This window comes from Anaerocolumna chitinilytica (assembly GCF_014218355.1).
In the GTDB taxonomy this organism is placed as follows: Bacteria; Bacillota; Clostridia; order Lachnospirales; family Lachnospiraceae; genus Anaerocolumna; species Anaerocolumna chitinilytica.
Window position 1 is genome coordinate 5,420,606 of the sequence record NZ_AP023368.1, and the last position, 24,928, is coordinate 5,445,533.

At 42.5% G+C, this 24,928-nt stretch carries 20 protein-coding genes; 13 read left to right on the plus strand and 7 right to left on the minus strand.

What is annotated here, in order from left to right; translation table 11 throughout:
- The first annotated feature begins 4 nt into the window (after positions 1-4).
- From bsdcttw_RS24000 to bsdcttw_RS24010, 3 genes are read left to right on the plus strand one after another with little or no spacing between them, the layout of a single operon-like run.
- Complete coding sequence (locus bsdcttw_RS24000) at positions 5-1,756, plus strand: [Fe-Fe] hydrogenase large subunit C-terminal domain-containing protein (RefSeq protein WP_185257278.1); 1,752 nt, start codon at positions 5-7, stop codon at positions 1,754-1,756.
- A 17-nt stretch (positions 1,757-1,773) separates the two neighbouring features.
- Positions 1,774-2,946 carry a SpoIIE family protein phosphatase gene (locus bsdcttw_RS24005; protein ID WP_185257279.1) on the plus strand — a complete coding sequence of 391 codons (1,173 nt, stop codon included), beginning with the start codon at positions 1,774-1,776 and terminating at the stop codon, positions 2,944-2,946.
- Positions 2,947-2,972: 26 nt separating this feature from the next.
- Positions 2,973-4,433 carry a 4Fe-4S dicluster domain-containing protein gene (locus bsdcttw_RS24010; RefSeq protein WP_185257280.1) on the plus strand — a complete coding sequence of 487 codons (1,461 nt, stop codon included), beginning with the start codon at positions 2,973-2,975 and terminating at the stop codon, positions 4,431-4,433.
- Here bsdcttw_RS24010 and bsdcttw_RS24015 read toward each other — a convergent pair.
- The 5 genes from bsdcttw_RS24015 to bsdcttw_RS24035 are packed head-to-tail and all read right to left on the minus strand — an operon-like array spanning position 4,430 to position 7,568.
- On the minus strand, positions 4,430-5,146 hold the full coding sequence (locus bsdcttw_RS24015; RefSeq protein ID WP_185257281.1) for a PHP domain-containing protein: 717 nt from the start codon (positions 5,144-5,146) through the stop codon (positions 4,430-4,432). The genes bsdcttw_RS24010 and bsdcttw_RS24015 overlap by 4 nt on opposite strands.
- A complete protein-coding gene (locus bsdcttw_RS24020) occupies positions 5,139-5,474 on the minus strand; it encodes a DRTGG domain-containing protein (protein WP_185257282.1) in 336 nt (111 codons plus the stop codon). The genes bsdcttw_RS24015 and bsdcttw_RS24020 overlap by 8 nt, the downstream gene beginning before the upstream one ends.
- A gap of 21 nt (positions 5,475-5,495) precedes the next feature.
- Positions 5,496-6,779, minus strand: coding sequence for a [Fe-Fe] hydrogenase large subunit C-terminal domain-containing protein (locus bsdcttw_RS24025; RefSeq protein ID WP_185257283.1), 1,284 nt, complete (start codon positions 6,777-6,779; stop codon positions 5,496-5,498).
- Between the two features lie 16 nt (positions 6,780-6,795).
- Positions 6,796-7,221 (minus strand): ATP-binding protein, encoded by a 426-nt coding sequence (locus bsdcttw_RS24030; RefSeq protein WP_185257284.1) that lies wholly within the window; start codon positions 7,219-7,221, stop codon positions 6,796-6,798.
- The gene (locus tag bsdcttw_RS24035) at positions 7,218-7,568 is read right to left on the minus strand and encodes a DRTGG domain-containing protein (RefSeq protein WP_185257285.1); all 351 of its coding nucleotides are present in this window, start codon (positions 7,566-7,568) and stop codon (positions 7,218-7,220) included. The genes bsdcttw_RS24030 and bsdcttw_RS24035 overlap by 4 nt, the downstream gene beginning before the upstream one ends.
- Before the next feature lie 362 nt (positions 7,569-7,930).
- Here bsdcttw_RS24035 and bsdcttw_RS24040 point away from each other — a divergent pair, with 362 nt between their 5' ends.
- The 10 genes from bsdcttw_RS24040 to bsdcttw_RS24085 all read left to right on the plus strand — a co-directional run bounded on the left by bsdcttw_RS24040 (position 7,931) and on the right by bsdcttw_RS24085 (position 19,432).
- Positions 7,931-8,425: an NADH-quinone oxidoreductase subunit NuoE family protein gene (locus bsdcttw_RS24040; RefSeq protein WP_185257286.1), complete on the plus strand. Its 495-nt coding sequence runs from the start codon at positions 7,931-7,933 to the stop codon at positions 8,423-8,425.
- Between the two features lie 8 nt (positions 8,426-8,433).
- Positions 8,434-8,991 carry an ATP-binding protein gene (locus bsdcttw_RS24045; protein ID WP_185257287.1) on the plus strand — a complete coding sequence of 186 codons (558 nt, stop codon included), beginning with the start codon at positions 8,434-8,436 and terminating at the stop codon, positions 8,989-8,991.
- A gap of 131 nt (positions 8,992-9,122) precedes the next feature.
- Positions 9,123-9,497, plus strand: coding sequence for a (2Fe-2S) ferredoxin domain-containing protein (locus bsdcttw_RS24050; protein ID WP_185257288.1), 375 nt, complete (start codon positions 9,123-9,125; stop codon positions 9,495-9,497).
- A gap of 3 nt (positions 9,498-9,500) precedes the next feature.
- Positions 9,501-11,288: an NADH-quinone oxidoreductase subunit NuoF gene (locus bsdcttw_RS24055; protein ID WP_185257289.1), complete on the plus strand. Its 1,788-nt coding sequence runs from the start codon at positions 9,501-9,503 to the stop codon at positions 11,286-11,288.
- A gap of 30 nt (positions 11,289-11,318) precedes the next feature.
- Positions 11,319-13,070 (plus strand): NADH-dependent [FeFe] hydrogenase, group A6, encoded by a 1,752-nt coding sequence (locus tag bsdcttw_RS24060; RefSeq protein WP_185257290.1) that lies wholly within the window; start codon positions 11,319-11,321, stop codon positions 13,068-13,070.
- 392 nt (positions 13,071-13,462) lie between these two features.
- Positions 13,463-15,175 (plus strand): peptide ABC transporter substrate-binding protein, encoded by a 1,713-nt coding sequence (locus tag bsdcttw_RS24065; protein WP_225903742.1) that lies wholly within the window; start codon positions 13,463-13,465, stop codon positions 15,173-15,175.
- A 185-nt stretch (positions 15,176-15,360) separates the two neighbouring features.
- Positions 15,361-16,302 carry an ABC transporter permease gene (locus tag bsdcttw_RS24070; RefSeq protein ID WP_185257291.1) on the plus strand — a complete coding sequence of 314 codons (942 nt, stop codon included), beginning with the start codon at positions 15,361-15,363 and terminating at the stop codon, positions 16,300-16,302.
- Complete coding sequence (gene opp3C, locus bsdcttw_RS24075; protein WP_225903743.1) at positions 16,295-17,356, plus strand: oligopeptide ABC transporter permease; 1,062 nt, start codon at positions 16,295-16,297, stop codon at positions 17,354-17,356. The genes bsdcttw_RS24070 and opp3C overlap by 8 nt, the downstream gene beginning before the upstream one ends.
- A 47-nt stretch (positions 17,357-17,403) precedes the next feature.
- Positions 17,404-18,510: an ABC transporter ATP-binding protein gene (locus tag bsdcttw_RS24080; protein ID WP_185259946.1), complete on the plus strand. Its 1,107-nt coding sequence runs from the start codon at positions 17,404-17,406 to the stop codon at positions 18,508-18,510.
- Position 18,511: 1 nt separating this feature from the next.
- Entirely contained in the window at positions 18,512-19,432 is a 921-nt protein-coding gene (locus bsdcttw_RS24085) for an ABC transporter ATP-binding protein (RefSeq protein WP_185257293.1), read from the plus strand.
- Between the two features lie 502 nt (positions 19,433-19,934).
- On the opposite strand, the gene bsdcttw_RS24090 is transcribed toward bsdcttw_RS24085, so the two are convergent.
- Both bsdcttw_RS24090 and bsdcttw_RS24095 read right to left on the minus strand, forming a co-directional pair.
- Positions 19,935-22,136, minus strand: a complete 2,202-nt coding sequence (locus bsdcttw_RS24090) for a copper ion binding protein (RefSeq protein WP_185257294.1) — start codon at positions 22,134-22,136, stop codon at positions 19,935-19,937.
- A gap of 148 nt (positions 22,137-22,284) precedes the next feature.
- Complete coding sequence (locus bsdcttw_RS24095; RefSeq protein WP_185257295.1) at positions 22,285-24,912, minus strand: GH36-type glycosyl hydrolase domain-containing protein; 2,628 nt, start codon at positions 24,910-24,912, stop codon at positions 22,285-22,287.
- Positions 24,913-24,928: the final 16 nt, after the last annotated feature.

Consider the following 24,928-nt stretch of genomic DNA (forward strand, 5'->3'; position numbering starts at 1 on the left):
CTGAATGAATGTCATTAGTTTTAAAGAAGCGAAATGCAGAAATTGCTATAAATGTGTCAGAACCTGTGAAGTAAAAGCTATCACAGTAAACCACGAACAGGCCCAGATTATGAATGACAAATGCATTTTGTGCGGTCACTGTCTGGAAGCCTGTCCCCAGAATGCCAAGTACTTTGTCAGTGACCTGCAAAAGGTCAAGGGTTATATAAAAGACGGTTATGAAACCATCGTCTCTCTCGCACCCTCTTACCTTGGTGTTCTAAAATTCAAAACTCCAGGGCAGGTTGTTTCCGCCCTGTTAAAGCTTGGCTTTACCTCCGTACGGGAAACTGCCGAAGGTGCTGCTTTTGTAACGGCAGAATATAATAAGCTGATGGCAGAAGGTAAGATGGAGAATATTATTACTACCTGCTGTCCCAGTGTTAATGATTTAATCGAAATATATTACCCTTCCCTTACGAAATATATGGCTCCGGTAGATTCTCCCATGATAGCCCACGGTAAATTAATCCGTCAAACCATTAATCCAAAGGCGAAAATCGTCTTCCTGGGTCCCTGTATAGCTAAAAAAAGAGAGGCCGAAAGCGATGCCAGAACCAGTGGGTTTATTGATGCTGTCATTAATTTTACCGAACTTGAGGAGTGGCTGGCAGAAGAAGATATACAGATAAATACTCTGCCGGATTCTCCTTTTGATAATCCGGACCCTAAGGTAAACCGCCTCTATCCTATCAGCAGTGGTGTGCTTTCGGCCGTTGTTACAACCTTGAATGAGTGTGTTCCATACCGCAAGTTCTATGTCCACGGCATCCGAAACTGTATCGAACTATTCGAAAGCATGGAACGAAACGAAGTAAGCGGCAGCTTTATCGAGGCAGATATCTGCAGCGGCGGCTGTATTAAAGGTTCTGCAATAAACCGAGAGCTTATATCCCGTTTTAAAGTAAAACTTGATATGGAAGAAGCTATCCCTAAGGTTCCCCAAAAGGAAGAGAGCTTTTTTGAACGTGGAAAAGATATCTCCTTTCAACGGTCCTTTTTTGACCGTTCTCCCAAAGACCCCATGCCTTCCGAGGAAGAAATTACTGCTATCCTTCAGAAGATTGGAAAGGTTACCATAGGAGATGAATTAAATTGCGGTGCCTGCGGTTATCGAAGCTGCAGAGAAAAAGCCATTGCCGTATTTCAGGGTAAAGCAGAGCTTACCATGTGTATTCCCTATATGCACGAAAAGGCTCAGTCAATGGCCAATGTCGTCTTAGATACCACTCCCAATATCCTCATTATCGCAGATTCCGATATGCGGATTGCCGAGTTTAATACTGCAGCAGAAAAGTATTTTCATCTCTCCCGTGCAAAAGCTCTGGATATGTATTTATATGAATTGCTGGATTCTACTGATTTTGAAGAAGTAATCAATACAAAGAACTCCGTTTTTGGTAAGAAGGTTACCTTAAAAGACCCCGGTATTACCGTACTCCAGAACATTGTATACATTCCGAAGTTAAAAGGTGTTCTTGGTGTTTTGCAGGACATCTCAGCAGAAGAGGAAAAGAATCAGTTAGCTTATAAGGTAAAGATGGATACCATCGAAATGGCTCAGAAGGTTATCGACAAACAGATGATGGTCGCCCAACAAATAGCAGGACTGTTAGGAGAAACTACCGCAGAAACAAAGGTTACTCTGACAAAGCTTCGTGACACCATCCTCTATGACGGTCAGGATGCTCCGGATAAAAGTCGTTCCGGCAGATAATGGAAGGGTAATGGAAAATGAATGTAAGTATTGACGCAGCATATAAAAGTTTAAATAAGGTAAAAGAAGAGTTATGCGGTGATAAGGTGGAAATGCTAAAAACCAGCGATTCTAACATTTTGATTCTGGCAGACGGCATGGGAAGCGGTGTTAAGGCTAATATCCTGGCCACTCTCACTTCCAAAATCTTAGGGACCATGTTTCTAAATGGTGCCTCCATCGATGATTGTATTGAAACCATCGCCAAAACACTTCCGGTCTGTCAGGTAAGGCAGGTAGCCTATTCCACCTTTAGCATACTACAGGTATTTCAGGACGGGCAGGTATATTTGGCTGAATTCGATAATCCTTCCTGCATCGTAATACGTAAGGGCAAGGTTCTTTCTCTTCCCTTTACGGAACGTGTTCTGGAAAATAAAGTTATAAGAGAATGCCGTTTTCAGGCAGAGCAAAATGATTGTTTTATTCTGATGAGCGATGGTGTAATCCACGCCGGCGTGGGAAACCTATTAAATTTCGGCTGGAACTGGAACAATGTTGCAGATTATGCTCTCTTAGCAGCAAAAGAAACCCTTTCCGCCTCAAGGCTTGCCAACACACTGATCAAAGCCTGCGATGACCTGTATCTTAGCCTGCCGGGAGATGATACGACCGTAGCGGTTCTACGGGTTACCGCCGCCAAGAAAATTGACTTATTCACCGGTCCTCCCCGGAATCCGGAAGACGACCGGAAACTAATACGGGAGTTTATTGAAAGTCAGGGAAAGAAAATTATATGCGGTGGCACCAGCGCAAATATTGCTTCCCGTATTTTAAAACATCCTCTTGTCACTTCATTAAATTATACAGACCCTTCTCTTCCTCCTATTGCGACCATGGAAGGAATCGATCTTGTTACGGAAGGTGTACTGACCTTATCACGAGCCCTGGATTTAGTAAAGCGCTACAAAGATGGCCCTGTGGATGAACAATTTTTTGAAGAACTAGACAAGGACAATGGAGGCTCCATGGTGGCCCGTTACATCATTGAGGATTGTACCGTTTTAAATCTCTATGTAGGAAAAGCAATGAATGAAGCACACCAGAATCCTTCCCTTCCCTTTAACCTAAGCATCCGTCTCCACCTGATTGAGCAGCTGAAAGAAGCGATCAGCTCTCTCGGGAAGGAAGTTAACATATACTATTATTAAGTACACAAACATGGAGGTTAAATAAAATGTTTGGAAACGATACCAATATTGACGCAATAAAACAAGAAGTCCTTTATCAGGTAGCAAAGCTGGCCTTTCAGGGCGAATTGGACGAGAAAAAGGAGGCCCTTCCTTTTGAATTGATTCCCGGTCCTCAGGCGAACTTTCGCTGCTGTATCTATAAAGAAAGAGAAATCATCCGTCAAAGAATACGTTTAGCAGAAGGGAAGTCTCCCTCCGCCGGAAAAGATAACAAAAACATTGTTCAGGTCATTAACTCTGCTTGTGAAGGCTGCCCCATTACCCGTTTTGTCGTTACGGAAAACTGCCAGAAATGTGTCGGAAAGCGCTGCCAGGCTGCCTGTAACTTCGACGCCATCACCATGCTGCATGACCGAGCTTACATAGACCCGGGTAAATGCAAAGAATGTTCAAAATGTTCTCAGGCCTGCCCTTATAATGCTATCGCCGATCTGATGCGTCCCTGTAAGAAAAGCTGCCCGGTTGATGCCATTACCATGGACGAGAATAATATAGTAGTAATTAATGAAGAACGCTGCATCGACTGTGGTTCTTGCATTAAGAACTGTCCTTTCGGAGCTATTTCCGACCGTTCCTTTATCACTGATGTCATTGACCTGCTACTGAATTCTCCCCGCCCGGTCTATGCCATGTTAGCGCCTGCCTGGGAGGGACAATTCGGGGCTGATATTTCCTTTGCTTCCATATCAGAAGGAATAAAACATTTAGGATTTGCCGGTGTATACGAAGTAGCACTTGGTGCTGACTTTGTGGCTGCCAGTGAAAGCGAAGAATGGGCGGAGGCTTTTCAGGAAGGAAAGAAAATGACTACCTCCTGCTGCCCTGCCTTTGTAAAGATGATCCGCAGGCATTTTCCCCAGGTCCTTGAGAATATGTCAACCACCATATCACCTATGACTGCTACTGCCAAACTGATAAAAGCACTCTATCCGGAAGCTGTCTGTGTGTTTATCGGTCCCTGTATTGCAAAAAAGGGTGAAGTTCTTGATACCATTGCTCTGGAAGGCGCTGATTATGCCCTTACTCTGGATGAGCTCACTGCCATGCTTCATGCGAAAGAGGTGGAACTAACACCTGCTCCTGCCGATATCCAGCAGGGAAGTATCTATGGAAAGAAGTTTTGTGTATCCGGCGGCGTAACCGCTTCTGTTCTTCAATCCTTAAAGGAAAGAGAAGAAAATGCAGCTATTACGGTGAAACAATGTAATGGTGCCGTAGAATGCAAGAAAGCTCTCATGCTTTTAAAGGCAGGAAAGCTTCCGGAAGATTTCTTAGAAGGTATGGCATGTGAGGGCGGCTGCCAGAACGGACCGGGCAGTGTCTTAACCGGCAGAACTGCTTCCGTCAACCGGGATAAACTCTTTGGGAAAGCCGACAGCCGTGGTATTCATGAGAACATGGACTCTTATAAAGAACTGGAATTTTCCATGCACCGCAGGGTTTAAAGGGACGTCAGAGCTTTTAGTACCTCACCTCTGCTTCTTTCCTTAACAGGCAGAAAATGCACAGGTTCACTTATATGCTCCAAATAATGGGCATCCGAATCATAGATAATCCTGCAGTGCTCAAGATAGGGATGCAATGCTTTTAAGCTTTTTGTCTCTTTCTCCTCCTTTACTTCCGCACAGGTAAAGGAGGCATCCGGCGGGATAAAGCCAAGATTGGACAGAAGACTGGTAGAACTCTTATCAATATGTGCGGGAATCATAATTCCCCGAAAGCGCTTCACCAGATCCGCTACTTCATCAAATCCGATATCTGCTGCATTTATCAGCAGATATTCTTCTTTTGCATACACTTCATCCGTTTCGTTTACAAGCAGCTGCTCTCCAAAGATTGCTTCTTTATTCTTTATCTTCATCAGATGCCCATAAACATAGTCATCGAATTCCATAGCAGCCGCTAATTCTTCAAAAAGGCACAGAACATGCACCTCTTCTCTGGTGCACAGCTCCATCCCTGGTATTGCAAGAATACCGTATTTTTCTGCCTGTTCTAGAAATGGCGGGCAATTCTTACAGGTATTATGGTCGGTAAGCGCTATCACATCAAGCTCCTTTACCGCTGCCATACCGGCAATGTTACCCGGGGTCATGTCATTATCTCCGCAGGGGGACAGGCAGGAATGAATATGAAGGTCATAGGAAAGATTAAGCATTTAGCAGCTGATGTACCTTCAGGGCGGTTTCAAATACCGGTTCACCAGCTGAAAGTACCGTAATTCCCTGTTCCTTTGCTTTCTTTAAGGTCTGTTCATCTGCCAGTACCCCTTCTGCCAGAATGATACAGGCAACCTCCGCCAATGCGGCAACTGCCAGCGTATTCACATTTGCCATGACGGTTACCCAGACCGCTCCGCTTGGCGCCTTACCCATAGCAACACTTAACAAATCACAGCAATAAGGTGTCGTAATAACCTGCTCTGCATTATCTCCCTTATTTATCAATTGAAACAGATTCTGATCAAGAAGCTCTTTTACTGTCATACCCCAATCCCTTTCTATCCTTTAATTATCCAGTTTACTGATCTCTCCGGATATTTTATGAATGAATTGCCGTAAGATGTGAATACAATCCTGTTCACTAGCAACTCCTCTTACTACATCCTCCGCCAGAGCCTTGCAGGTCGGTGCCCCGCAGGAACCACAGTCTAACCCGGGGAACTTATCATGAAGTTCTTCCACCTTCGCTAACATGGCAATACTCTCTTCCATATCCAGACCCAGCTTAAATACCGGTTCATAGGTAACCCCTTCTGTCCATTGCCAATTCTTCACTTCCACTTTTGTCAGATGGTTACAGGCAACAGGCATGTATTTACGAAGCCTTTTTAACTTAACCTTTGCTACAAAGGGATTCTCTACGGTAAGAACTCCTCCCACGCAGCCGCCGTTACAGGCATTCAGTTCAATAAATTCCAGGGAGGAAAATTTCTGGTCTTCCAAATCTTCCAATACCTTGATTACATTCTCGATTCCATCGGCGGCAAGATAATTATCCGTTAACAGTCCTCCTGCTTCTCCGCCGGTACCTCCCCAGCTGATACCAATTTTACCGGATATGGTAAGATCCTCAATCTCTTCCTTCTCTTCCACTTCTTTCATCAGACTTAACAGTCTGGGATAGATATCCTTGATAGCAAGTACACCGTCCACATCACTCTTTTCATATCCGAGAGGATCTTTTACGGCACTTACCTTGGCAGGGCAGGGTGAGATAAAGATTATTCCGATCTTATCCGCCGGAAGCCCTGTATCCTTCATAGCTTTTTCTCTTGCCAGAGAAGCAGCCAGATCAACAGGTGCTTTAATAGGAAGAAGATGCTCAATGAGATTCGGAAAGCGAACTCTGATCAGACGCACCACAGAGGGACAAGCCGTACTGATAAGCGGCAGATCTTCCTCATGTTCTTCTATATATTTTCTCGATAATGCAGAGACTACCTCTGCTGCTCCGCTGACCTCGTAAACATCATCAAAGCCAAATTTCTTCAAAGCCGTTAGTACAATGTTGACATCTTCCAGGTTATTAAACTGCCCGTAAAGAGCCGGTGCCGGAAGTGCAACTGTATATTCATAGTTGTTTAATATGCTGATTGAGTCATATACCGCCAGTTTTGCATGATGGGGGCAGATGCGTATGCACTCCCCGCAGTCAATACAGAACTCTTTCGTAATGACAGCTTTTCCTTTCCGAACCCTGATAGCCTCGGTAGGGCATCTCTTAATACAGTTTATGCACCCTTTACACAATTCTTCCTGCAGGCGAACGGCAGTAAAAAACTTATCCATACCCTCTCCTATCCGACTAATGCAACTTGACTGACATGGTTACAGTAGTCCCAATACCAAGTTCTGTCTCTATATCCATTTCGTCCGAATATTTCTTCATGTTGGGCAGCCCCATACCTGCTCCAAACCCTAGGGATCTTACTTTATCCGGTGCGGTGGAATAACCGGCCTGCATCGCTAAGTCAATATCCGGAATACCAGGTCCCTTATCCTTTAATACCATCTTTATCTCTTCCGGAGATATGGTAACCTTGATTCCCCCGCCGTGAGCATGGATTACCATATTAATCTCGCCTTCGTACATGGCAATGGCAACCTTTCTCACCACATCCGGACTGACTCCCATCTGCTTTAACTTGGATTTCACATCACTGGAGGCCTCTCCGGCTCTCGTAAAATCATCTGCTGATACATGATAGTTCAGTTCAATATGCTGACTCAATGGGATGCACCTCCCCTTAACCCTTTTTCATAAAGCCTTCCGCAGGCGGAAAACATCTGACGTTTCGTACCAAGAAGAACAATATGACTCTCCTTTGCCAGATCCACCATCATCTCATCCGGCACCTTGCCCCTTACAAATACAATGCAGATAATATCCATCATTTCTGAAGTTCTGATTACCTGCGGATTGCAAAGCCCTGTAAGCAGTACGGATTGATCCTTTACAAAAGCAAGAACATCACTCATCATATCAGAGCCGCAGGCCGTATGTACCTCACGGTCTAAGTACTCTTCTCCCCAGATTAGTTCCGCACCCAATATTTCCATTACATCCTGAATAGTCATGCTACCCCTTTCCCGCAATCACGGATATGTCTATTTTTTAACAGAGTTATGTCTATTTGTAATTTATCCTCAGTATACCATTGGTGTGGGATTTTTTCAATGTTAATCAAGCCCCAGTATGGCTAAGGCACGATGCCAAATTATAGATACCAGGGGATTCGGGGGATTGATTAAAGGCAATTACGGAGATAAGGAAGTATTTCCCTGAGTTACAATTATTATCACATGTAACATTTGTTAAAATTAATATACCTGTAGATTTTTTATCAATATCATGCTATACTGATGTTGTTTGTCGAAACAGTAACTTTTGTATTCGGCAGGTAGCGAATTAACAGCTAAAAAATCAAGGAGGTTAAAGAATGAGTTCCCAGAAGAAAACAGTTCCCTTCAGCGGTTCCAAGGAGCAAGAAACGGAACTTCTTAAAGTCATTAATACACATAAAAATGACAAAGGTGCTTTAATGCCCATCCTGCAACAAGCACAAGAAATCTATGGTTATCTACCGATAGAGGTTCAAACTATTATATCAAACGAGATGAATATTCCTCTTGAGAAAGTATATGGAGTGGCAACCTTTTACTCACAGTTTTCCTTAAACCCCAAAGGAAAATATAAAGTTTCCGTATGCTTAGGCACAGCCTGTTATGTAAAGGGCTCCGGAGATATTTTTAACAAGCTTTCTGAGCTGCTTCAAATTGAAGGCGGCGAATGTACCCCTGACGGCAAATTCTCCTTAGATGCCTGTCGCTGTATCGGTGCCTGCGGACTGGCCCCTGTACTTACCATTAATAGTGATGTATATGGAAGACTTACTGTTGACGATGTAAAGGATATCTTAGCAAAATACGAGTAACCTGTTCCATGATGACTGAAATATCATTAAACATATTAGATATAGTACAAAATTCGATAAATGCCCATGCCAGTCTGATTGAAATCTCAGTTGAAATCAACCAAGCTGCTGATTTTCTCAAGATATCCATCAATGACAACGGCTGCGGAATGACAAAAGAACAAGCTGCTAATGCACAGGATCCCTTTTACACAACAAGAACTACCAGAAAGGTAGGTCTTGGAATCCCATTTTTCAAACAGGCATCCTTAAGCTGCGATGGTGAATTTCACCTCGATTCTGCTCTGGGAGCAGGAACTAAGATTGAAGCCGTATTCCGCCTCAGTCACATTGATCGAATGCCTCTAGGTGATATGACAAGTACTATATACAGCCTTGTTGCCTTTAACCCGGACATTGATTTTCTCTATACTTACAAAGTGGATGACAAATCCTTTGTTCTGGACACAAGAGAACTGCGCTGTATACTTCAGGATGTCCCTCTGGGAGACCCCCAGGTTGCTTCTTTTATAAAGGATTTTTTAATAGAAAATCACGCAGAAGTAAACGAAGACATCTACTTTTAAATTGTAAATTATTAAACTCTTGATAAAAATGAAACAATCCCGTGTTTATTTCGCAAAGTTTGATAAGTTTTTAACGATACGAATAACTATTACGTATTTTACGTTTTATAAAAAAATAAGGAGGATCTCTTATGAAAACTCTTGAAGAGTTAAAGGCCATCAGAGAAAAAATGCAGGGCCAGATTGGTCTTCGCTCTGAAACTGCCAGCCAGACCAGAGTAGTAGTCGGTATGGCTACCTGTGGTATTGCAAGTGGTGCAAGACCCGTACTGACTGCTCTTTCCGACGCAGTTCAGGAAAAAAATCTTACCAATATCGCTGTTGTACAGACCGGATGTATCGGACTGTGCCAGTATGAACCAATTGTTGAAGTATTTGAACCCGGTAAAGATAAAGTAACCTATGTAAAAATGACACCGGAGAAAGCAATGGAAGTGTTAGAGAAGCATCTTATCGGCGGCAAGGTAGTTGATAAATACATCATCAGTTCCGAAGGGAGGATATAATACATGTTTCGTTCACATATCTTAGTTTGCGGCGGCACAGGATGTACTTCCTCCGGAAGTGTTAAAATTATTGATGCCCTGCAGGAAGAAATCAAGAAAAACGGACTGGAAAGCGAAGTATCTGTAGTCCAGACAGGCTGCCATGGTCTTTGTGCCCTCGGTCCTATTATGATTGTTTATCCCGATGCCTGTTTCTATTCCATGGTAAAGGAAGAAGACATTCCGGAGATCGTATCCGAGCATTTATTAAAAGGAAGACCTGTTGAGCGCCTTCTTTATACAGAAACCGTAACAGAAGAAGGAATCAAATCTTTAAATGAAACTGACTTCTATAAGAAGCAGCACAGAATTGCTCTTCGTAACTGCGGTGTTATTAACCCCGAAAACATTGAAGAATACATCGGAAACGGCGGTTATTCCGCTCTTGGTAAGGTTCTTACCGAAAATACACCCGATGATGTTATACAGACCCTCTTAGACAGCGGTCTTCGCGGAAGAGGCGGCGGCGGTTTCCCTACCGGCTTAAAGTGGAAGCTTGCCAAAGGAAATGATGCAGACCAGAAATATGTATGCTGTAACGCAGATGAAGGTGACCCAGGTGCATTCATGGACCGTTCCGTTCTGGAAGGTGACCCTCATGTAGTATTAGAAGCTATGGCAATTGCAGGTTACGCTATCGGCGCATCTCAGGGCTATATCTATGTACGTGCTGAATACCCTATTGCTGTTGAACGTCTTGAGATTGCTATTGCTCAGGCAAGAGAATATGGAATGCTTGGAGAAGATATCTTCGGAACAGGCTTTAACTTTGATATCGGCTTAAGACTTGGTGCCGGCGCATTCGTATGCGGTGAGGAAACAGCTCTTATGACTTCTATCGAAGGTAACAGAGGTGAGCCTCGTCCCAGACCTCCTTTCCCTGCACAGAAAGGTTTATTTGGAAAACCTACTATATTAAATAACGTAGAAACTTATGCTAACATTCCTCAGATTATCTTAAACGGACCGGAGTGGTTTGCCGCTATGGGTACCGAAAAGTCCAAGGGAACCAAGGTATTTGCTTTAGGCGGTAAGATTAAGAATACCGGTCTTGTAGAAATTCCTATGGGAACAACTTTAAGAGATGTTGTAGAAGAAATCGGCGGCGGTATTCCTAACGGAAAGAAATTCAAAGCGGCTCAGACCGGTGGTCCTTCCGGCGGATGTATTCCTGAAGAGCACTATGATATCCCTATTGACTATGATAACCTGATAAGTATCGGTTCCATGATGGGTTCCGGCGGTCTTATCGTTATGGATGAAGACAACTGTATGGTTGATATCGCAAAGTTCTTCTTAGAGTTTACCGTGGATGAATCCTGCGGAAAATGTACACCTTGTCGTATCGGTACCAAGAGACTTTATGAGATTCTTGAGAAGATTACAAACGGACAGGGAACCTTAGAAGACCTTGATAAATTAGAGGAACTCTGCTACTACATCAAAGACAACTCACTTTGCGGCTTAGGTCAGACTGCTCCTAATCCGGTACTTTCCACTCTGAAATACTTCAGAGATGAGTATGTTGCCCATGTTGTTGATAAGAAATGTCCTTCCGGCGTATGTAAAGCTCTTCTTTCCTATGTTATTGATGCTGATAAGTGTAAAGGCTGTACTCTTTGCGCAAGAGTATGTCCGAATGGCGCAATCGAAGGAAAAGTGAAAGAAGCTCATATCATCCACCAGAACAAGTGTATCAAGTGCGGAGCATGTATGGAAAAATGCCGTTTCGGCGCTATTTCCAAACAGTAAACCCATTCTACTAATTATAGGAGGTTAAAGATGGAAACCCTTAATATAAAAATCAACGGTATGGAAATCGCTGTACCAAAGGGCTCTACAATTCTGGAAGCTGCAAAGTTAGCGCATATTGAAATCCCTACTCTTTGCTACTTGAAAGAAATCAATGAGATCGGAGCCTGCCGTATCTGTGTTGTTGAAGTAAAAGGCGCAAGAAGCCTTGTTGCTTCCTGCGTATATCCCGTAAATGAAGGGATGGAAGTATGGACTAACACCCCTAAAGTACTGGATTCCAGAAAGAAAACACTGGAATTGATTCTTTCCACTCATGACAGAAAATGTTTATCCTGCGTAAGAAGCGGTGATTGTGAACTACAGAAATTATGCAAGGATTTAAAAGTAGAGGACGAAGGCCGTTACGACGGAGAAAATCCTGAATACGCAATCGATTATTCCGCAGCACATATGTACCGCGATAATAATAAGTGTATTCTTTGCAGACGCTGTTCCGCTGTCTGTGATAAAGTTCAGAGTATTGGTGTTATCGGACCCAATGCCCGTGGTTTCAAGACTAATATCGCATCTCCTTTTGATATGGGCCTTGGTGACACAAGCTGCGTATCCTGCGGACAGTGTATTGCAGTATGTCCTACCGGCGCATTATCCGAGAAAGACTATACAGCTGATGTTTTTAAAGCAATTGCAGATCCTACAAAGCATGTAATCGTTCAAACAGCTCCTTCCGTTCGTGCAGGACTTGGCGAAGAATTCGGCCTTCCTATCGGTACTAACGTAGAAGGCAAGATGGTATCCGCTCTTAGAAGACTTGGTTTTGCTAAGGTATTTGATACCGATTTTGCTGCTGATTTAACTATCATGGAAGAAGCTCATGAGTTCCTTGACCGTGTACAAAATGGCGGTGTGCTGCCTTTAATTACCTCCTGCTCACCAGGCTGGGTAAAATACTGCGAACACTATTTCCCTGATATGACAGAGAACCTTTCCAGCTGTAAATCTCCTCAGCAGATGTTTGGTGCTACTGCCAAGACTTACTATGCAGAGAAGATGGGCATTGATCCCAAGGATATCGTAATGGTAAGTATCATGCCTTGTACTGCTAAGAAGTTCGAAGTAGGAAGAGATGACCAGAATGCTGCTGGTGTAGCTGATGTTGATATCTCACTTACCGTTAGAGAACTTGCAAGAATGATAAACCGTGCAGGTATTAACTTCCTCTCCCTTCCGGATGAAGAATTTGATTCACCTCTTGGTATGTCTACCGGTGCCGGTGTTATCTTTGGCGCTACCGGTGGTGTTATGGAAGCTGCTCTTCGTACCGCTGTAGAGGAATTAACAGGCGAAGAATTACAGAAGCTTGATTTCTCTGAAGTAAGAGGTACAAAAGGTATCAAAGAAGCTACTTACAATGTAGCCGGAATGGATGTAAAGGTAGCTGTTGCTTCCGGTCTTTCCAATGCAAGAGAGCTTCTTACAAAAGTTAAGAATGGTGAAGCAGAATACCACTTTATCGAAATCATGGGTTGTCCCGGCGGCTGTGTAAACGGCGGCGGTATGCCTCAGGTACCTGCAAGTGTTCGTAACTTTAATGATATCCGCTCTATGCGTGCTAAGGTTTTATATGACCTTGACAGCTCCATGCCTTATAGAAAATCCCATGAGAATCCTGCTATCAAGCAGCTTTATGCTGAGTATTTCGGTAAACCCGGCAGCCACAAAGCTCATGAGGTTCTTCATACAAGTTATGTTAAGAGAACTGTTAACAGCGAAAAATAATAAATAAAATTCAAGCAAAGAAAACCCCCTGTTTTTCATAATACACCAGTTTTACCGGTATAGAAAATCTCAGCGGGTTTTCTTTGTTTATCCAGGATTCCGGTATACATTATTTCCCATGTTTAAAAATCAATTTTTCATTTTTGTAATACAAAAAATATCAACAGGAAATTCTCTAAAAACCCCTATTAACATACGTTTTTTTAGAGGCTGTTCCTCGGTATAGTTTGTATACAGTAATAAAAATGCAAATAAATCTAATTTAATTCAAATATTAGTTGACAAATACAATTTATATAATATAATTAAGCCATAATAATTACGAGACAAAGTAGTCGCGAAAGGTTTTCCTTTCTGCGGCTTTTTTTGTACTTAAAAAAGGAGGAGCATTTGTGATTAAAGTGAAAAAATTTATGGCATTACTCTTCTCTCTTGTTTTAGTATTATCCTTAACTGCCTGCGGTGGTAAGAATGCTGAAACAGAGACCGGTAATGCAGGGACTGATACGCCTGCTGCTACAGAAGGCACAGATGATGGCACTGCTACAGACAATGCCGGCACAGATACCGCTGGTGGAAATGTATTAAATGTTCAATTTGACGTGGAGGTTGCTTCCCTTGATCCTCAGATAGCAACAGACGGTACTTCTTTTGAAGTATTAGCAGATACAACCGAAGGTCTTTATACCATTGACGCGTCCGGTCTTCCGGCTCTTGCAATGGCAGAAGGCGTTCAAAAAAGTGATGACGGACTTACATACACTTTTACCTTAAGAGATGCCAAGTGGTCTAACGGAACCCCCGTTACTGCCGCTGATTTCGTATTTGCCTGGAGAAGACTGGTAGATCCGAAAGTAGCAAGTGAGTATTCTTTCATAGCTGAAATCGCAAATATCAAGAATGCAGCTGATATCATTGCAGGAAAGAAGGAGCCCAGTGAATTAGGCGTTACTGCAAAGGATGATAAGACCTTAGAGGTTCAGCTTGATGTTCCTGTTCCTTTCTTTGAATCCTTGATGGCATTTCCTTCCTTTATGCCGGTAAATGAAGCTTTCTTTACACAGCAGGGTGACAATTACGGTACTTCACCGGATACTATCTTAAGCAACGGTGCATTTAAATTAACTTCTTATGAACCCGCTGCAACCACAATTTCCTTAGCAAAGAACCCTGACTACTGGGATACCGGCAAAGTAGGCCTTGATGGTATCAATTATCAGGTAATCAAAGATTCACAAACTGCTATGCTCTCCTACCAGAACGGTGACCTGGATGTTGTTACCCTTTCCGGTGAACAGGTGGAACAATTCCAGTCAGATCCGGAATTCCACAATATAATGGCAGGTTACTTATGGTATATCTCTCCCAACCAGAAAGTGAAAGGTCTTGAGAACTTAAATCTACGTATGGCATTGGCTTTAGCATATGATAAATCTGCTATTGTAAACAACATCTTAAAAGATGGTTCCATCGTAGCTGATTTTGCTGTTCCTACTCTCCTTGCAACCGGACCTGACGGAAAAGACTTCCGTGAAACTACCGGAACTTACCTGTCTACAGATAAGGCTAAAGCCTTAGATTACTGGAAAAAAGCTCAGGCAGAGCTTGGTATAGACAAATTAACTTACACGATGATTGTAGAAGATACGGAATCCGCACAGAATGTTGCACAGTTCATCCAATCTGAAATTCAGACCACACTTCCCGGCATTACGATTAAGATAGAGACCATGCCGAAGAAAAACCGTGTAGAAAGAATGCAGTCCGGTGACTTTGAACTTGGCCTTACCCGTTGGGGTCCTGACTATGCAGACCCTATGACATATCTGGATATGTGGGAAACCGGTAATTCCAATAACTATGGTTTCTGGTCCAATTCTGATTATGATGCTATTATTGAATCTGCTAAGAAAGGCGAGCTTGCCTTAGATCCTGCTAAGAGATGGGATGCTTTAAAGAACGCAGAAAAGATTGCAATGGATAATGCCGTTATCTTCCCTGTATACCAGAAAGGCGATGCCGTTATGATTAAGAGCGGTGTTGAAGGCATTGAATTCCATTCCGTAGGTATTAACCGTATCTATAAGGATGCAACCAAGAAATAAGCAGTCTATCTGTGATAAAGCTAAAATTGATTCTGATTTAAGCTTTTGACAATGAACTGCATTTCATGATAGTTGAAATATTTTATGAAAGAAAGAGATATCCATATATATTATGACGCTGTCAGGTGCAACCCACCTGTAACAGCGTCATTTATGTATTGTATATGGTAAGGAGAGTGGGTTACGTGAAAAAATATATTTTAAAACGGGTAGCAATTTCTATAGTAACACTAATCGTTATCTTACTGGTATTGTTCCTGATGCTTCAGTTTATGCCAGGTTCACCTTTTAACGATGAAAAGCTGACTGCTGCACAAAAGGCAATCCTGAATAAGAAATACGGCTTGGATAAGCCAATGTTTATAAGGTTTATAAATTATATCAAAGCAATGCTCTCCGGTGATTTCGGAGTTTCCTATACCATATCGAAAAACACACCTATTACATCTCTCTTACAGACCAGGCTTCCAATCTCCTTAAGACTTGGCGGCCAAGCCATTCTGATAGGAACTGCAATAGGTCTAATACTTGGATTAATCGCTGCAATAAAGCACAATACCATATATGATACCATTACAACCATCATATCCGTATTAGGTGTCAGCCTTCCTTCTTATGTATTTGCTATGGCATTAAGCTATGGACTGGGCTTCCGCTTAAAATGGTTCCCTATCCTTTATGATGCAAAGAATCCTTTTGATTCTTCGGTTATCCCTACAATCTCCCTCTGTATGTTTACCATTGCTACGGTTGCCAGGTTTACACGTACAGAGATGCTGGAGGTCCTTGGCTCCGATTATATGCTCCTTGCAGAAAGCAAGGGCATCAACAGCTTCCGGCTTATCTTCCGCCATGCCTTAAGAAATGCTCTCATCCCTATTATAACGGTTCTGGCTCCTCTGGTAGTCGGTCTTATGACAGGAAGCCTTGTAATTGAAAAACTATTTTCCATACCTGGTATCGGAAGTCTTTTAGTATCAGCCATACAATCCAATGACTATAATGTTGTAGTCGCACTGACCTTTATCTACAGCTTAATGTATATTGGAATTATGCTGGTAGTCGATATCCTCTATGGTGTTATCGATCCCAGAATCAGACTTGTAAAGGGGGATGGCAATGAATAATACAAATACAGATATGGAATTTCTGCCGGGTGACTTTGAGCTTGTAGGCAGTGAAAAAATCTCCCGAATAGATGAAGCTTATGCCAGTCAGTCCTACTGGCATGATATTATAAAACGCTTTACAAAAAACAAAGGAGCCGTTGCAGGTCTCATCGGTATTCTTCTTATCATTGTAATGGCAATCGTGGGTCCTTCTCTAACCGGTCGTACTTACTATGAACAGAATATCACTCATCAGAATTTGGCACCTCGAGTTCCAGGCCTTGAAAAGCTCGGAATTTTTGACGGCTCGGAAAAGATGCACACCTCTAAAGGTTCTGTAGAGCAAAACAAATATATCTCCTCGGACTCTTCAAAAACCACCGGGCTGGAAAAGGTTTATTATTGGTTTGGAACCGATGTTCTTGGACGTGATATCTTCACCAGGACCTGGGTAGGAACCCGTATCTCCCTCTACATTGCCTTGGTTGCCGTTATTGTAGATATGTGCTTTGGTATGGTCTATGGTCTTATCTCCGGTTATTTTGGCGGTAAGGTAGATATGGTCCTCCAGAGATTCTCTGAAATCCTAAACGGAATTCCAACCCTTGTTATTGTTACCCTGTTAATTCTCGTATTCAGACCGGGACTCTTAACCATAACTCTAGCCATTGCCATTACCGGCTGGATTGGCATGAGCAAGATTGCAAGAGCACAGGTATTAAAATTAAAGGAACAGGAGTTTATACTTGCCTCGAAGACCCTTGGCGCCAGAGATTTCTTTATCATATTTAAAGAAATCCTGCCTAATATCTTCGGCCAATTAATCGTAATGTCTATGTTTTCCATCCCTAACGCCATTTTTACCGAAGCTTTTCTTGCCTTCATTGGTCTAGGTGTATTGCCGCCGCTAGCTTCCCTTGGTACTTTAATCAGTGACGCCTTTAAATCCTTTACCACTCATCCTTACATGATTGTATTCCCGGTTATCGTACTGGCAATCATCATGTTAAGCTTTAACCTGATGGCCGACGGTTTAAGAGATGCCTTTGACCCGAAGATGAAGGAGGTGTAAGCATGGAAGAGAGATTAAACGATACTATGGAGAATTCAGCTGGCAATATGACATACAACGAAAGTAGAGATACTAAAAAACAGGATAAAAAAGGAGCGAAAGTTCTCTCCATTAAAGACCTCTCCATTACCTTTAAGACCTCCGCCGGTGAGGTAAATGTCATAAGAGGCATGAATCTATCCCTTTATAAAGGAGAAACCCTTGCCATTGTAGGGGAAAGCGGCAGCGGTAAATCCGTAACCGTAAAAGCTATTATGGGTATCTTAAGCAACAATGGAAAAATAGACAGCGGTAGTATTGAATTTACTTACCATAGAGGCCAAGAAGAAGTAAAAGAAGACCTTTTAAAATTCTCTAAAAAGGAAATGAGAAGGCGTATAAACGGAAAGCGTATCTCCATGGTCTTTCAGGACCCCATGACCTCCTTAAATCCCACCATGACCGTTGGCGCTCAGATTATGGAAGGTATGATCTACCACTATAAGACTCCTAAAAAAGAAGCTTACCAAAAGGCGGTATCTCTCTTAGAGCTCGTTGGCATTACCAATCCGGAAAAACGTATGAAGAATTATCCTCACCAGCTCTCCGGCGGTATGCGTCAAAGAGTTGTTATTGCCATCGCCCTGGCCTGCGACCCGGAACTTTTAATTTGTGATGAACCAACCACTGCTCTGGATGTTACCATTCAGTCCAAAATCCTGGAGCTAATTAAAGATATCCAGGAAAAGACCGGAATATCAGTTATTTATATTACCCACGATCTGGGTGTAGTTGCAAAGGTAGCAGATTATGTAGCTGTTATGTATGCCGGAAAAATAGTAGAGAAAGGTACCGTAGATGAAATCTTCTACGAGCCCAAACACCCTTACACCTGGGGACTTCTCTCTGCCATGCCGGATTTAAATTGCAGTGACGACAAGCTCTACACCATACCGGGTAGCCCTCCGAACCTCCTGCATAAGATTGATGGAGACTCCTTTGCACCAAGAAATATTTATGCCCTCAACATTGATTTCCGGAAGGAGCCGCCCATGTTTCGCATCAGTGATACCCACTATGCTTCAACCTGGCTTCTTCATGAAAATGCTCCAAAGGTAGAAATGCCGGCGGAACTGCGCCAGAGAATTGATTTTATGTTAAAGGAGGCGAAATAAGATGTCACAGCCTTTATTAGAAGTAAAAGACCTAAAGCAGTACTTTCGTATCAACCGCCGCTTTATCGTAAAAGCTGTAGACGGCGTCTCCTTTGTACTATATCCCGGCGAAACTTACGGACTGGTTGGTGAATCCGGCAGCGGAAAATCCACCATTGGCCGCTCCATCATAAGACTTTATGAACCGACAGAGGGTGAAGTTCTTTTCCAGGGTGTGAATATCTCCGGAAAGCTCTCTGCGAAAGATACGACTCATTTAAGAACAAAGATGCAGATGATCTTCCAGGACCCTATGGCTTGCTTAAATCCCCGTAAAAAGGTTATTGATATCATTGCACAGGGGCTTGACATCCACCATATGTATACCTCTCTGGAAGATAGAAAAGAAAAAGTCTATCAGATCCTTGACATGGTCGGTCTGTCAAAAGAGCATGCAAACCGTTATCCTCATCAGTTCTCCGGCGGCCAAAGACAGCGTATCGGTATTGCAAGAGCTTTGATTATGAACCCTGACCTGATTATCGCCGATGAAGCCATCAGCGCTCTCGATGTCTCCATTCAAGCACAGGTTATTAATCTCATGAAGGATATCCAGCAAAAGACCGGTACTGCTTATCTTTTCATCGCCCATGACTTATCCATGGTAAAATATATATCCGACCGTATCGGCGTATTGCACCTTGGCCATATGGTAGAAACCGGCACCAAAGACGAGATCTTCTCAAACCCCATCCATCCCTATACCAAGTCACTGCTGTCTGCTATCCCCCAGGCTAATCCCAAGGTGGAAAAGCAAAGAGTTGCCATCTCCTATGATTATGGTACCAGCGGCATTGATTACAACAAAGGTGTGCAGCAGCATGTGGGCGGCCAGCATTATGTTCTTGCCACAGAAGCTGAACTAAAAGCCTGGCAGGCATAATAAGATAGCTTTATTTATATCAAACATGAGACAAAATTATATAGACTGCTTAGCCCTTAATCGTCCATCCTATAAGCTAGTTCTTATTATCTTCTTAAGAATATATCAATAAACTAAAAAATAAGTGTAAGGTCAAACATATTCACATTTGTTTCCTTACACTTATTTTATTTTAGTTTGTTTTTAAAATACTACTCATTTTAGAACCAAAAGAAAGAGGTTATACTCCATAAAAGTCTCTTTCATGGAAACAGGCAATTTACACAATGCACAAAGAACGAATGCGCCTATGGAAATGCATTAGAAGTCCTTTTCTCTGAAGATTTTGTGCTATATCCTTAAACAGATTGTTTGAACGAAGTGAGTTATCTGTTTGAGGATATGACAAGCACAAAATATCCAGAGAATTAGGACTTCTTATACATTGGAGTTGAAGCATGAGTCTTTTTGCTTTGCGTAAGTTGCCGTCCCATTGCCAAAGCCTTATATTTATCGCAGAATATTACTCCCCTGTGCTTCCGCAGCAGCCGCCCACTGTAGAGGAGGCGGAAGGGGTATAATTTGCTACTTCCTGCTTAATTTCATCCAGGTTAACATTCTTAATATCATCTACCACCTTCACATAGCCGTGAAGCATATTCATGCTGCACTGGAAGGTGAAATCTCCTGTGATAGTAAGCCAGGGAGTTTCTGTTTGCTGTGAAAGGTCTAATTGTCCCTGGTACTCCGGAAAGACTACATAGCTATTGCAGCTGTTTAATTCTTTTGTATCGAATTTAATTTTAGCTTCTACTCCCTTTTGCAGTACTATAACTGCAGGTGTATAACCTTTACCATCAACAGTTACTGTTACTTCCTGTTTGTTATCCTTTACTTCTGCTACCGTAATATTATCTGTAGGAATTTTACCGTTCTCAAAACCTGCCGGAGGCGTACTGCAGCAGCCGGAGGAAGAGCCGACACCAGCTGAAGAGTTATCACTTCCCAGAAGGTTCTGACTTCCATCAATTACTGTTCCCTGACTGTTATCTGTCTGTCCTGATGAATTGCCGGAAGCTCCTGCACCGGAAGTACTCTGGGCTGCACTTGCGTTACCGCCAGCACTGCCATCAAGATTATCAACCACTTCAATACTACTTCGTATCATGCCCATCCAGCAGGAATAGGGTATAGTCCCTGTTTCTTCCGGGGTAAATTCAATAACGTTATCCCCTTCCTTTAGAGTTGCCTGTATGTTGTATTTTGGTATGATTATGGTTTCGTTACAGCCGTTAAGGTCTTTCTTTTGTGCCTTAATCGTCCACTTAACCGGTATTCCTTTTTTTACAACGATAGGCTCATAACTTCCGGACTGAAGCTTGGTTGTAACTATCTGAACATCTTCCTCGACCTTAGCGGTGTTTCCAGCTTCCACGGTATTGGAAGCATGGACCAGGTCAATACCGGATAAACTAAGTCCTCTGTTTAACATAATAACGCCAAGTGCCATCACCAGGGCAGCACTAATCTTCATCATTTTCTTTGTATACTTACTGTTTAGAATTCCTGCCACCGCACTAAAACCAAACATCAACGGAACCGTTCCAAGGCTGAACAGCAACATGGAAAGTGCTCCCGCTATAAAACTTCCCGTCCCAAGAGCATACAGCTGCATGGATTGGAGTGGACCGCAGGGCATCAACCCGTTCAGGAGACCGATATAAAAGGGACCTCTCATTTTTCCGGAGGTTACTAATTTCCTTCTGAAAAGCTTTGGCATATGAGGAATTATTTTTCTCAAAGACGGAAATATGTTTAGCATATTTAATCCCATCAGCACCATAAAAATGCCGGCAATCACTGCTACCATTCCTCTGGTTTTTCCGGAGATGCTGACAACAGACCCAAATGCTCCCATGATACCACCGATTGTAGTGTAGGAAACAACACGTCCTGCATTGTATAACAGTCCCGGTCTGTATTTTGCTATTCCTTCTACATTGGAATCCGGCTTTTGTACGGATACACACTGAGACAGATTAATTCCACCACACATGGCTATACAGTGAACTGATGTGAGGATTCCTACCAGAAATAAGATACCATAACTCATATTCTGGTTAATCTGCGGCACCAGAGTTGCAATTCCCGTATTTTTCTGAATGAGGTAGACAGCCAGGAGAATGATTCCGACTCCAAGAATCTGATTCAGGGTATCTCTTCCCTTTTCTGCCTTTCCGGTTTCGGCTCTGTTAATACCATAATCCAGTTTTTCAATTTCCTTCTCTATCTGATCTTGGCTGATAAGACTGGAATTATAGGTAAGTTCTGCCTTTCCTGTTTTATAACTGACTTTTGCTTTGGCTACTCCCTTAAGCTCATTTAATCTTTTCTCGATCTTTGTTTCACAGGATATACAGGACATTCCTTTAATGGACAATACCAGATTTGTAAGAGTGCTGCCTGAAGTCTTCCCTCTGTCCTTTTGCCTGCTGTGAGCGGGTTTGTTTAATACCTTGTAACCCAAAGACTCTACCGCATCCGCTAATTCTTCCAGGCTTACCCTTTCCTTCTCATATGTCAGATATACATTGGAGCTTTGTAGAACCACCTTAACCTGTAATACGCCTTCATAAGCATTCAGAGCTTTTTCAATTTTTTCGGCACTAAGGTCATCCTTTATCCCGTCTATCATCAGAATTCCATGAATCTTAGTATTCTCCATTTTCTTCCTCCTGTTAAACCTTCACTAAGTACTAGTAACAGTTTAACTTTATGATGTGGAGATTGTGTGGAAATGAAAAAGAATTTTTTTACTTTTGAAATATGCCTAAGGCATTACATGGAGGAGTACGATGGAGAAGAAGTATTTTTCAGTCTTCCACTAAGATTACCGTTTTATCTGATAAATCACCTTTCGTCAACCAAAGCTTATGAATCTTCATATTCTCATCCCATATAGGTGAATGTAATTTGTTATTTACAGAAAATGTGCGGCTTTTATTATTCCTGTTATAATAATGTATTTCCAGCAGGCTGTTTTGATATTTCAGATTAAGGTGAAAGCTTTCAAAAGGCACCCAAGCTGCAGGCTGTAGAAAAAATCCATTGTATTCTGCCTGAAAACCAAAAACAAAGCGAAGAAGAATCTTAAATACCACATTAGAGCTTCCTGTCTGCCAGTCCTGCATAGATTCCCCGTCAATGTTTAAAGATGGGTTCTCCCCATAGGAATTTGGCATTACATAGGGGGAGCAGGAAAGGTGCTTATGGGTAAAGGGAAGAATCTTGCTTAATTGTTCCCAAGCCTTTTCTGCCTCTCCCATCATAAACAATGCCATAATACCAAATGCCGAAGCATGAATGTAAGCCGCCCCATTCTCAGCAGTTCCCGGCGGAAGCTTATAGATTCGTCCGACTCCTGGTGTATCCGGTTTGAAATAAGGCTCAAAGGTTTTTAGTCCATACTCCGAATCCAGGTGAGCAAAGGCTTCCAGAATCATATCTTTACAGCTTCTATCTTTTTTATAGAGTCCGCTGATTACCCAAAAGGCATTGGAAGTGATTCCATATCTGGAAACCTTGTCTGTGTCTTGAAAGCTTCCTACATAATAAGCCTGATTATCTCCCCAGCCATGGACAATCCGCTTATCACCCTTTTCATTCTCTGTCACCCCGTACCTTTTAAGTCCGTTTTCAATCTGAATTGCAATCTGCTGATAGATTTTTATTCTTTCTTCCTCTACTCCCAGTAATGTTAACAGCTCTTCCATATCATGAAGATTTTGATAGACCTGCAGCGTAACCATAACAGATACCCCGTTGCCAAAGTCGCTGGAGCCGTCCTGACTTACTCCTAATCCGTCAAGAGCATCATTCCAGTCACCATAAAGGGCTTTTATGCAGCCGGTTACCGGGTCCTGATTCTCTATGAGATAATCCATAATGCAAAGCATATGGGATAAAACACTATCTACCTTGGTACTTCGCCGGACACTTTTTCTTTTTTCATCTACTATCTCATAATAACCGCAGGTCTCCTCCAGAATTTCATAATCGCCGGTAAACTTTAAATAGGAGATTAACGTATTAATAACCCAGACTCCTTGATCAATAAACTCCCTAAGATCCATAGCCGGCGCTACATCTTTGCCTGAAGGAAGGGAATATTGCCTTGGGCATCTTCCATTCGGCCCTATAAAGCTTAACGCCTCTAATATCTTAACTTTGGCAGCTTCCGGGTTATAATAGAGCATCCCCTCCAAGGCCTGAAACACATCCCGTATCCCTATTAATGAACTCTCTGCTAACTGGACATATCCTTTTATTAGTGAGCAGAATGTCACCTGCTGCTTTAAATATTGAAAGAAATAGGTAAAGGTTCTTCCTGTAAATTCTCTTATTTCTAGAGCTCTGTCATTAAGCTTTTCTGCTAAAACAGATCCAAATTCAGCTTGCAAGGACTTTTCTTCTTTCTCTGCCTTCTTGAAGTTTAACCCCAGCCGTTCATCCGTCTGAACAGGCTTCGTTTCCTCTGCTAACCTGTCAAGGTCAGCCGGAGAACTTGAATGAATGCTATAGCCAAGAGCAAATTCCGCCCGCAGGGATTCACCGGCAGGAACCAGAAAATGCAGTAACTCTCCGGCTACAGCGACATCGTTAAAGGCTGTAGTATGAATTTGCTTTTGAAAGGTTCCTTCTTTTAAAGCTTCTGCGGTGTGTAAACTGCTGTAGATTCCGCCTACATATTGATATCTGGAAGTTGTCGCCTCCTGTTTTTGCAAGCAGCAGCCTTTTGAGAGAATCAGTTCCTGTTCCAGGATGCCATAATTCGTAACAGACCTGGTGCGGGATAAATCCTCATTAATAGAGAAAACAAACTGCCCCGGTTTCCCAGAAACTGCTTTATACTCTCCTTTTCGAAACCACCTATGCTCAGAATTCTCATAAATACTATTGCTTAAGAAAGGGTTAAAATAGGGAGACAAATAAAGTTCCTGCTCTTTTTCCCCCAGATTTTGAAGCAGTACGGTAAAGTACATTTTTTTACTTTCATCTGTAAATACCCGAAGGGTGAACCTCATCTGTCTGGCTTCTGTAATATAATAGGCACAGTTACTCGTAAAAATAGTATACCTTATCACCTCTCTAAATTTTGTTTCCTCTAGCCTTGGTACTGCTAACAGTGAGAGCACATCATATTGATAATCGCCCTTCCAGCCTGCAAAAAATGCAATTTTAGGCTCCTGTCCTTCATTTGCACGCAGAAAGGGGGAAAATAATCCATCGTTTGCATGCATATATCCGGAAGCATAGGCCCAGAAATTGAACCCTTGCACTCCATAAGGAAAGCGGTTATCTCCCTCTTTTCGGGGAAAGCATAAGATACTGCCATCCTCCAGGAAGTAGGTGTCTCCCGGCAGTCTGCAGATTCCTTCCTTTTGATTCTTTATTTGTGCCAGCTGCTCTGCATAATAATTAATTTTTTCTTCCATCCTCATATCGGTCACCTCCCCC